Here is a 10,394-nt window from a genome sequence, read left to right on the forward strand (position 1 = left end):
GTTTTTAAGATCTTAAGTTATTAAGTTTTTTTAGAAATTTTCTTACCATATATCGCTTAACTATATATCAGCTATATAAACTTCTTTATGCATTACGCGACTATGCACGATAGGCTTGACACGCTTGAGCACAAGCTAGGCATGCTTTAGCACAAACTTGGCAGTGTTCATGCTTGTGTTTGCCGCATTCTGCTGCACAAAGTTGACATGCATGGGCACATAATGGCATCGCTTGTTCAGCTAACTCAGAATGCCTTAACTCTAAAGAAGTACATAACTGACAGATTTCTACACAAGTCAGACAGTGTTTAATGCACTCACGCATCATATGTTCTTCTTGCAAACAGGCGGCTGCACAGGTCTTACAAGCAATCATACATTCTACACAGGCTTGAATTGAGCTAGAGGCTTGGCAAAATAATGAATTATTTGCTTCTTGATTGGTTTGCATATGAATTCTCCTATTCCAAAAGTCTTTATTAAAAAATGGAATATTGTTATGTTTTTCCATTTTATAGATCATTGTTTTAAACAATGGGTATTTGAGATGAAAGGGGTACAAATACCCAATACATAATTAACCTCGTAGTAGAATGTTACATCCAGTTTTTAGCTTAAAAGCACTTATTTCTTGATGATTAGAGCTCTTAATAAAATTTAAGGACTATGTAAAATTTAATTGCATATAATACTTTTGGCTAATTTCTTATTGTGTGAATATTAGGCAAATTAGCAATGTGAACTTTGAAGGACACGAAATGGAAAACGTTAATAAATACGCTCACGGAGCTGAGCATGAAGTCCACATCCATTGCAAACGATCATTAAGCACATTAATACTGAGTATGTTCGTATTAATTACAACTGGTCGTTAAAAGAAAAAGCACCCGAGGGTGCTTTTTCTATATGTGTACTATAAATAGATATGTTTAAGAGACTATAAAACCACGACGTTTTTTGTAGGCTTTACGGTCATAAGAAGGGATATTTGATTGTTGGAGATCAATCGCCAGTTGTTTCTTGCGTTGAAACTGAACTTCATTAAGAAGAGCAGCATAGATTTTGGGTCGGTCAGTTTTAAACTTATCTACATCCAATGGAATCTTATCTTCATTTTTGACAATGTATAGAACAGAGCCATTGCCATTCGTTTCATAAACCGTCCAACCAAGCCGCACAGCATAGAGTCCGGTTTTCTGATTTTTACCTAAATAAGATTTAAAACCATCGGGATGAGGGCGAACATAAGCATTCATCATGCATCCTCCATCATTTGATTTATTTGATGAAAGCGACAATCAATGAAATGATGGGGAGTCAGACATCATATTCAGTAAAATTACGATTTCTAGTTGTTTATATATTGTTCAATTTTAAAATTTCAAGTGAGGGGAAAGCTGTCATTTACTGAGTTATGTAAGCTCAAAAAACTTAAAAAATAGCTGTTTTTTTGAGTAATAAATTTTCAAGTTAATTCCTTGTTTGCAAGAAAGAATAGCTCACTATTCCGTATTTATGTGATCGATTTTGCATATTTAAAATTGATGAAATCGTAAGTGAATTTAAGGTCAGTTTTAGTTAATTGTTTGTTTTAAAAATAAATAATTAAGTTTTAATATTTCTTGTTACAACCATTTTGTCGACAATAGATGTACCTTTTTGACATATTTCGCCTAGCATAATTAAAGAGTTCGTTGCCTATGGTGTCATTTATGTTCATTGGACTTGTGGTCACCATTTTGTTGACTCCAGGCCCAACAAATACATTGTTAGCCTCTGCTGGAATACAGGCAGGAGTGAAGCAGTCTCTTAAACTTATTCCTGCTGAAGTGATGGGTTATCTCATTGCAATTACTTCATGGGGTGTTTTGCTTGAGTCAGTTTCACATTTAATCCCTTGGCTTCCACCTGTATTAAAGTTAATAAGTGCAACTTTCATTCTCTACCTTGCATTTAAACTTTGGGTAACATCAACAAATGACATCAAATTAGACAACCCACTCATTACGCCTAAGGCTTTATTTGTCGCGACACTTTTAAATCCTAAAGCTTTACTCTTTGCTTCTGCTATTTTTCCACATGCAGCATGGGAAGTGTTTCACGTATATTTTATTCATATTGCTGTTTTTTTATCATTAATTACACCCATTGCTTTTTTATGGATTGCTTTTGGAACCGTATTAATTTCAAACAAAGTAACTTGGTTAAACCAACGTAATTTACAACGTACGGCTGCATTTATTTTAACTTTTTTTGCTATGCCAATCGGCTATTCTGCGATTAGCTCATTTTAAATTTAACCCATTATTTATATTAAAAAATTTAATTTTCAGGAGATTTTTATGACAAGATTAAAAGTAATTATCAAGGATCAGTTTGATAAAGAATCAATTGCTTTAGCAAAAGTTCGACCTATGAATGACCACACCCTTGAACTTCATAAAAGCGTTGAACATATTGAAATTGATGATGATATTATTTTACCGAACATGGATTTGCTCTATGAAAACCCTAAAGACGGCAAAATTTATCAACTGATTGGAGCATTCAGCGAGGAATAGCTTTTAAAACATATTTGAAAATAACTAAAAGTAGAATGTGTATTGAGTGTGATTTTCATCGAACAACTTTTAGTTAGAAGTGCTGAAAATAAAGCCAAACTACGTAATAGACACAATTAAAATATTGAAGATCCCAATAAGTTGTGGGACTATGCTTTTTGCAAAAGTGTGACCTAATCCACATTTTTGCATTTCAGGACTAAGTGGTTTTCACTAAGCCCATTCCTTCAATGAGAAGTAGGAATGGGCTTTTTCTTTGCATTTTATTCTTTAAATGTTTCATCTAAAGCTTGCTGAACAGCTTCAATACGTGATTTACACGCTTTATAAGCAGTTATCGATTCTTCAACAATCTTCATTAAATTATCAATATCTGGGCTTTCTTGAGACTCAAGTAATTCGGCATTTTTTTTCAAAATGTCATGGCCGTCTTTAAACGTTAACTCTTCATTCTTCATTTGGAATTACCTGTGTAATATTGGCTTCAATCACACCATCTTGCATTTCAATCGCAATGGCTGGGTTTGAAATTTGATGTATAGAGCGAATTGCCTTTCCTTCTGATCTAACAATTGCATAGCCTTTGGCTTGAACCTGTTTCGGATTTTGTAAAAGGACTTCTTTCATTAAAGATTCAATTTGAGCTAATGAAAATTTAACTTGTTGCTGTGAACTAAACTGAATACGTTCTTTTATTTGGTCAAGTAGGCGATGTGCCGAGTTAAGCTGACCTTGGGCCGAAGATTTAATTTGATGAAGTAGCTGATCATTTTTGCTTTGGTAGATCGTAATTTGATGCTGTGAAAGGAGCTTAATGGTTTGCAGACTATCGACGGCTTCTTGTACGCGTTCCACAATATGGTTGCGAATACCCGCAATTACTTTACTTGGCGTGTCGAATGAACGATGGGCAATTTCATCAAGAATGGTACGGTCTTTTTCATGACCAATACCGACCCAAATGGGTACAGTGCGTTTGCAGAGTAGGGCCGCAAGTTCATAATCATTTAAATAAGCCAAATCATTTACAGATCCACCGCCGCGAATAATTACAATAAGGTCTGGTGTAAATTTAAATGTGCTGGCCCATTGTCTTAAACCCGAACCTAAAGATTCAATCAAGCTAGTTGCAGCGGTGTTCCCTTGAAAAGTAGCGGTGTGATAAACAAAATGGCAAACACCATTTCTCTCTAGCGCATCGGCATCTTTTTTAAAGTCACCTAGGCCCGCAGCATTTTGAGGAGCAATGACTAAAACATTTTGAATGTCAAAAGGAGTAGGGAGGAGTTTGTTCTTGTGAATTAACCCTTCTTGTGTAAGTCGCTCAATAATTTGCTGATAACGTTTAGCAATTTCGCCTAAGGTAAAGCTTGAATCAATCTCTTCAATATTGACCGAAAATCCATATTGAGGATCAAAACGTGCTCTAATTTTAATGAGAACATTTAAATCGCTTGAAATCTCAATACCTGTTTCGCGTTCAAACTTTAAAACGATTTTACTTGCCGAAAATTTCCAGATGGTGGCCTTACAACTGGCAATGACCTTATCAGTCTCTGCATCTTTTTCTGCAAGCTCTAAATAGTAATGACCGCCTTTAATATTTAAATTTCGAATCTCTGCTTTTACCCAGACTGGCTCATCAAAAGCCACACGTATGACTTCCTGAACTGTGCCGAGATATTCACTAAGGGAAAACTGAGGTTCAGACATACGAACTAAACATTAAAAGACTAACCTAGATAGTATAAAAAGCAGCCCACCCAAGGCAATTGTTGTCTGTGAATTTAGGGTTCTGTTTAAAATAAATACAACAATTCAAAAGTTTAATTTTAAATTTAGCTTATTAATCACTAGTTAGTTAAAAAGATAATCTTAATTAAAAAATATAAAACTGATGAATTACAATGAATTGAAAAATAGGGTTTGCTTTATGAAATATATGAGCGTATAAAGCTTACTTCCTTTTGCGGGGTGGAGCAGTCTGGTAGCTCGTCGGGCTCATAACCCGAAGGTCGTTGGTTCAAATCCGACCCCCGCAACCAAAATATTATGCTCTGTGATGTACCACTTTTCATGATGCAAAAATTATGAAAAGCATTAGCTTATAAATAACCCAATATAAAGCTAAATATTAAATTCTAGACTGACTGTCCATACCTTAAATCTAGCGTTCTAATTAAATAACGTCAAATCACATGAGCTCAGTGATGAGTGAATGATTGTGAATATAGTAAATGAGTGGCTAATTGCCACATCCGTAAATGGTAATGAGATTAATGTGAGGATTGTTCCTCATGTGCGTAAGCAAAACTCTCAAGATGGCTATCGTTGGGTCGAAGTTGGTAAGAAAATTCAACTTCAATCTGGTGAAGAAATCGAATTAAACCAAGATGGTAAAAGCTTCTACGCTGGATTTAATCAGCTTTATCGTTTAACTGCGTATTGTTGATAAAGATGTTTAGCCTTAAAGCTAAAAACCTATCTCTTGTAAAGGAGATAGGTTTTTTTTATATCTACATAGATAAAAACAATTAAAGTTATAAAAAGCAAAAACATACCAAATCGATAGAATTATTATTCTAATTATATTTATAACGACCTTAACCCGCTCGCCAGAATTGACGACCCATGACCTTAAAGTTCTTTCCATTTTCTTCGGTTACACGTCGGTCTCTAAATTTTTCATTTAAACTATGCAAAATTAAAGAACCATCTGCTTCTTTAAAAATTTGCTTAATCATCCCTTCGCCTGCAAAGTAAACCGCATAAATCTCGCCATCAATCACTTCAGTTTGAGAGATATCAATACCGACTAAATCTCCATCTTTAATGTAGTCTGTCATGCTATCGCCTTTAGCCTTAATAATGCGCATGCACTCTTGAGCAACTCTTTTTTCTTTAAAGAATGAAGCAGGAAAAGGAATTTTCCCATTAATTGCATCGAAGTGGAACTCGATCGATTCACCTGTACCACAAGAAAAACTAGCTTCTACTACTTCAATCCAGGCATATCGATCGGAGGATTCAGCACTCACAACAGTAGGACTAAATACATCACTTTCTTTAAAAGAGTCTTCTGTATTTCCAGTCGTCAACCAATAACCATCTACACCTAAAAATTGGGCAATGAGTGGAAGAAAAGCAGATTTTAAATTTTTCCCAGACTCTAAAGCTTGGTAGGCAGGCTGAGACATTTTGACTGCTTCTGCTACTTCAGCCTGAGTTTTCTTCGCTTTAATTCTGGAATCTTTTAAACGATCTTTAAGAGCCATAATGGTTACACCAGCAAACTTATAACAAATATATAACTAAAGTTATATCTAGTAAAACAACTATAGTTATTGACTAATAATAACTATAGTTATAATATCAGTTATATCTTCAGATGAATAGATAAAGTTTAAATAGAGTTTGAGACTCTATTTATAGGCTTATCAACGTATTGAGATGGAAGCTAAATTTATTTTGTTTCTCTAAGAGGCAAAATAAAACGGAGATAGCTCAATTATTATTTACAAGTAGGCTATCAAAACAAAAATTGGAATAAAAAAAGCCCGATTCCGTGGATCAGGCTTAATGTTCGTCGATAAAGGGTATCAAGAACATGAAGAATTTAGCAAAGATTGTGAGTCCTAACAAAAGTTTCCGATATACGGCAAAGCCTTATTTGAACTTTTTGGTCAAAAAATTAAAGTGCGAAAAAAGCTTAAATTTAAGTACTTTCATACTTTTTTACAATTTTAGAAAAGGAAATATCTATTTTTAAATTAATGCTTTAAATGCATACCGTTTAGTTATTTCTGTTTGTTGCACCAGATGAAACGTTTTGAACACACATTTGTAGTCATAGCTTAGCTATATTGCTCAAAGAATGGATCAAAACTTCAAGAATAACAAATGATAAAGATACCTTACTAAACGTGTGAGTTGGAGATAGTGAATGACTACAGCAATGCAGAACAGAGCTAAACAACTTAAAAATGCAAAACGTGGAGGATATGCCCCAACAATTGCAAAAGACGTAAACAAATACAAGGTACAAAAAATAAAAAGGGCACTTGAAGAGGCAAGGCAAATTGCAAGTGAGCTTGAAGATGATGCATTCGAATTCGATGATCAAGTCTCTATGCAAAAAGCGATAGGTGCAATCACCGTGATTGAGTTGATTGAACAAGCCTTAAACAGTGCACACTAACACGCTTTAGCATACAAACATTCTTTCTTGGACCCCTGAAAATATGGGGTCAAGAATAAGTTCGTCTTGCGATTTAGCGCGGTTAAAAAAGCGTTAGTGTTTTTTATTGACTGTAATAAAGAAAACTAAGGGTATTGATAAAACCTGAAAAACAACAAGCTGGTAAGAGTGGCGAGTTTTCAAGTTTTACCCTTTAAAGCAGGACAAGATGATGAAAGCAGTTCCAACGAGTGGATTAGCCACATTTTTAGATTTTTATAGCATCGCAATTATGGTGGCTTTAGCCGTCAGCTTAGTTGTCGCAGTTGTGTTGATGATGCGTTTCCCTCGGTCACCGCAAGAATGGATTGTGGGACTGATATGTACAGTCGTTTCAAGCTTAACTGGTGGCTCATTTATTATCATGAAATGGAATTTACATGAATGGGTATCGGACATTTGGGGAATGATCACACTATGTGGATTCTTCTTTATTTGCGGTTTGCCGGGCTGGGCGATTGTGAGATGGATATTTAACTTCATCAATAAACAAGAAGGTAAAACGATTGTGGAAGTCATGAAAGACTTAAAAAAAGCGAAAGATGATCTTCAAAATAGCTAAAACCAGTTTCAATGATATAGGTAAAATAAAATGAATATTGACCAGTACTTAGAAGTAATCATAAACAGAGAAGGTGGATATGTTAATCATCCATCAGACCATGGGCATGCCACTAAATTTGGCATTACAGAGGTAGTTGCTCGATCACAAGGCTATGAGGGTGATATGCGAGATTTACCTTTAGCTGTGGCCAAATCTATTTATAAAAAACAATATTGGTTTGAACCCCAATTTGACCAGATTAATGAAATTAGCCCAGCTATTGCAGAAGAGTTATTAGATACGGCTATAAATTGTGGAGTCAACTTTGCCAAGCCTTTATTACAACGTGCTTTAAATCTGCTAAATAAGCAGGGTAAAGAAGGCTGGCCAAATCTTGCGTTAGATGGTCAATATGGGCCTCTGACTTTTCAAGCACTAAGTACATATTTGAACAGGCGTAATAAAGACGGTGAAACGGTATTACTACGCATTTTAAATATTATGCAAGGGCAGCACTATATCGAAATTACAGAGAAGAACCCAAACTATGAAGACTTCTTTTATGGATGGGTTTTAAACAGAGTATCGTTGTAAAAATTGTAATTAGATGAAAAGATGCTGAATAATAAAAATGCTTTAAAAGTCTAATCATGAGTTAAGGCTTTTAAAGCATAATTCTGAAAAATAATGATTTATTGTGCGATGAGTAAAATTGCAAGTAAAAAGAAAACAGCTCCACTGACTTTATTGAGTATAGAAAAATTATTTCCAGCCAACATCTTTTCTTTAAAAATTGAAGAGAAATTTGCATAGACCAAATGAATTAAGAAACCAATAAAACAAAAGGTTAAAGATAGAACTAAAAACTGAGTTAAAATTTCTTTCTTTATATCAATAAATTGAGGGAATAACGCAATAAAAAACACGATGGTTTTTGGGTTAAGTAATGATGCGAGGAGGCCTTGATAAAAGAGTTTAGATTTACTTACATCCTTATCGCTTTGCTGATCAGTGATTAAATCTTGCGATGGCGTTTTTTTACTGAAGTTTTTATATCCCAGATACATTAAATAAAATGCACCAATAAATTTTAAAACCGTAAAAATAGTAGGGTTACTCGTAATAATAAGACCTACACCACTAGCGGAAATTACAGCAATTACAAACATACCAATAATTAAGCCGCCAATACCGAATAAAGCGGTTTTAACACCATAATTGATTGAATTTGTGACAGTAAATAAAACACCTGGGCCGGGGCTTAATAAGGTAAGAAATGCAATTGTTATAAAGACTAAAAGACCGCTCACGCTGATATATCCTATTTATCAATTGAGGCAAGATTGTGGGATTACTTTAAATGAGAAAATAGGTTATGTATACAGACTGTTATGTATATTTAAGACTTAAATAGATTAAATATTTAACATATGCATTTATATAAATAGGTCGGGTATATAAAGAGCTTAATACGCAAAGCAACATAAACATACAACCCCAACTACAGGGGCTGTTAGTATGCTAAGCCTATACCTCAAGAAATATACAGCATGACGAAAAAAGAACGGCAGTTTAAATCTGGCGAATTTCGATTTTCCTTTTTATCGTTTAAATATTGGGGTCTATGGTTTGTAGCTTTTATTTTAATGTTATTCGCGATGTTACCTTGGGCTATTCAATGGCGTCTCGCCGATCTTCTTTCGAAAGTCGCATGGAAATCTTTGGGTTCAAGAAGAAAAACAACACTACGTAATTTAGAAGCATGCTTTCCTGAAAAAACACCTATGCAAATTGAAGACAAAGCTAAACAGGTTTTTGTTGATACTATAACGGGTGTATTTGAAGCTTTAAATGCTTGGTACAGCCCAAACTGGTTTAAAAGCCGCGTTCATATAGATGGATTAGAGAACTTAACTAATAATCAGGAAAATGGCGTACTTCTATTAGGTACGCATAGTACGCTTTTAGATGCTGGTGGAGCCGCTTGTACCTTATTTTTTAATATGGACGTGGTTTACCGACCTCAAAACAATCCCTTTTTAGATTTTCTGATTCATCGTAGCCGTGCAAAAGTCTATAAAAACCAAATTGCTCGAGACAACATGCGAGGGCTTATTCAAAACCTTAAACATGGTCATGCAATATGGTATAGCCCAGATCAGGATTTTGGTTTAAAACAAGGTGTAATGGCTTCATTTTTTGGAATACAGGCGGCTACTGTGACCGCTCACCGCAGACTGATGGACATTTCAAAAGCAGCAGCTGTACCTTTGTACTTTTACAGAAGTGGCAATATCAGAAACCCTCAATATCATGTTCTCGTGGAACCTAAATTAGAAAATTTTCCGAGTGGATGTGAAGTGAGTGATGCGGAAAGAGTCAATAAAATTATTGAGAATCAAATTCGGATTGCCCCTACACAATACATGTGGTTCCATCGACGTTTTAAGACACGTCCTGCTGGTGAACAGAAGTTTTATTGATGGTCTTAAGGGCAGTAGAAAAGTGACTGCTTTCAATTAAAATGCAACAAAATTTGATTTTTAAATGGAAGAAATATTAATGAAATCAATATTAAATAGGGAAGTGTAAGAGCATCAAAGTTTTCAGGCTTGAATTATTTTGAATATCGTTTGCAAATGCTTCTGAAGCGTGTATTATCGAGAATAACTAACAAAATATTCTTGTCATCATAAATTTCTATTTGCGCAGTTTTATTTATAATCTTCGGGTTCTTCTAGATATTTAAGTTTTGACGTCTATTTTTTAGTTAAATTGGTTCCACCAATAATAAGTTATAATATTTTAAGATTCAGGATTAACATATGTCTACTACTACTGGTACAGTAAAATGGTTCAATGAAACTAAAGGTTTTGGTTTTATCGTGACTGAAGATGGTAAAGATATCTTTGCTCATTTTACTGATATTCAAACACAAGGTTTTAAAGTTCTATTGGAAGGTCAACGTGTTGAGTTTACCGTAGTACAAGGTAAAAAAGGCCCACAAGCTTCAAATATTGTGATTCTTTAAAATTCATAATTAAATAAATT

14 protein-coding genes and 1 tRNA gene are annotated in these 10,394 nt (G+C 34.5%); 9 read left to right on the forward strand and 6 right to left on the reverse strand.

The genetic code is table 11. The annotated features are described in order from the left end of the window. Positions 1–100 precede the first annotated feature (100 nt). The gene (locus NL42_RS17225) at positions 101–451 is read right to left on the reverse strand and encodes a four-helix bundle copper-binding protein (RefSeq protein WP_336167806.1); all 351 of its coding nucleotides are present in this window, start codon (positions 449–451) and stop codon (positions 101–103) included. 478 nt (positions 452–929) lie between these two features. Further along, positions 930–1,259, reverse strand: coding sequence for a hypothetical protein (locus NL42_RS17230; RefSeq protein WP_461313683.1), 330 nt, complete (start codon positions 1,257–1,259; stop codon positions 930–932). Positions 1,260–1,700: 441 nt separating this feature from the next. On the opposite strand from NL42_RS17230, the gene NL42_RS17235 reads away from it, so the two are divergent. Together NL42_RS17235 and NL42_RS17240 are read left to right on the forward strand one after the other, a co-directional pair. Then, positions 1,701–2,294, forward strand: coding sequence for a LysE family translocator (locus NL42_RS17235; RefSeq protein WP_461313684.1), 594 nt, complete (start codon positions 1,701–1,703; stop codon positions 2,292–2,294). 48 nt (positions 2,295–2,342) lie between these two features. After that, a complete protein-coding gene (locus tag NL42_RS17240) occupies positions 2,343–2,561 on the forward strand; it encodes a hypothetical protein (RefSeq protein WP_461313685.1) in 219 nt (72 codons plus the stop codon). A gap of 263 nt (positions 2,562–2,824) precedes the next feature. Here the strand turns inward: NL42_RS17240 and xseB are convergent, their stop codons facing one another. Continuing rightward, entirely contained in the window at positions 2,825–3,019 is a 195-nt protein-coding gene (xseB, locus tag NL42_RS17245; RefSeq protein WP_002119890.1) for an exodeoxyribonuclease VII small subunit, read from the reverse strand. Next, positions 3,009–4,274 carry an exodeoxyribonuclease VII large subunit gene (gene xseA / locus NL42_RS17250; protein ID WP_461313686.1) on the reverse strand — a complete coding sequence of 422 codons (1,266 nt, stop codon included), beginning with the start codon at positions 4,272–4,274 and terminating at the stop codon, positions 3,009–3,011. Before xseA ends, xseB begins: the two co-directional genes overlap by 11 nt. Before the next feature lie 255 nt (positions 4,275–4,529). Between xseA and NL42_RS17255 the strand changes: the two genes are divergently transcribed. Together NL42_RS17255 and NL42_RS17260 are read left to right on the forward strand one after the other, a co-directional pair. Then, positions 4,530–4,606 (forward strand) — tRNA-Met (locus NL42_RS17255). Between the two features lie 173 nt (positions 4,607–4,779). Then, positions 4,780–5,013 carry a hypothetical protein gene (locus NL42_RS17260; RefSeq protein ID WP_016138731.1) on the forward strand — a complete coding sequence of 78 codons (234 nt, stop codon included), beginning with the start codon at positions 4,780–4,782 and terminating at the stop codon, positions 5,011–5,013. A 151-nt stretch (positions 5,014–5,164) separates the two neighbouring features. Here NL42_RS17260 and NL42_RS17265 read toward each other — a convergent pair whose 3' ends face one another. Beyond that, on the reverse strand, positions 5,165–5,836 hold the full coding sequence (locus NL42_RS17265; RefSeq protein WP_461313687.1) for an XRE family transcriptional regulator: 672 nt from the start codon (positions 5,834–5,836) through the stop codon (positions 5,165–5,167). A 668-nt stretch (positions 5,837–6,504) separates the two neighbouring features. On the opposite strand from NL42_RS17265, the gene NL42_RS17270 reads away from it, so the two are divergent. The 3 genes from NL42_RS17270 to NL42_RS17280 all read left to right on the forward strand — a co-directional run bounded on the left by NL42_RS17270 (position 6,505) and on the right by NL42_RS17280 (position 7,936). Then, a complete protein-coding gene (locus tag NL42_RS17270) occupies positions 6,505–6,759 on the forward strand; it encodes a hypothetical protein (protein ID WP_016138729.1) in 255 nt (84 codons plus the stop codon). A 211-nt stretch (positions 6,760–6,970) separates the two neighbouring features. Continuing rightward, positions 6,971–7,360, forward strand: coding sequence for a hypothetical protein (locus tag NL42_RS17275; RefSeq protein ID WP_461313692.1), 390 nt, complete (start codon positions 6,971–6,973; stop codon positions 7,358–7,360). A 30-nt stretch (positions 7,361–7,390) separates the two neighbouring features. Beyond that, complete coding sequence (locus NL42_RS17280; RefSeq protein ID WP_461313688.1) at positions 7,391–7,936, forward strand: glycoside hydrolase family 108 protein; 546 nt, start codon at positions 7,391–7,393, stop codon at positions 7,934–7,936. A 98-nt stretch (positions 7,937–8,034) separates the two neighbouring features. On the opposite strand, the gene NL42_RS17285 is transcribed toward NL42_RS17280, so the two are convergent. Beyond that, complete coding sequence (locus tag NL42_RS17285) at positions 8,035–8,652, reverse strand: LysE family translocator (protein ID WP_461313689.1); 618 nt, start codon at positions 8,650–8,652, stop codon at positions 8,035–8,037. 240 nt (positions 8,653–8,892) lie between these two features. On the opposite strand from NL42_RS17285, the gene NL42_RS17290 reads away from it, so the two are divergent. Further along, positions 8,893–9,825 (forward strand): LpxL/LpxP family acyltransferase, encoded by a 933-nt coding sequence (locus NL42_RS17290; protein WP_461313690.1) that lies wholly within the window; start codon positions 8,893–8,895, stop codon positions 9,823–9,825. A 342-nt stretch (positions 9,826–10,167) separates the two neighbouring features. Next, positions 10,168–10,374, forward strand: a complete 207-nt coding sequence (locus tag NL42_RS17295) for a cold-shock protein (protein WP_461313691.1) — start codon at positions 10,168–10,170, stop codon at positions 10,372–10,374. Positions 10,375–10,394 lie beyond the last annotated feature (20 nt).

The sequence above is a fragment of the Acinetobacter sp. GN11 genome, assembly GCF_054823985.1.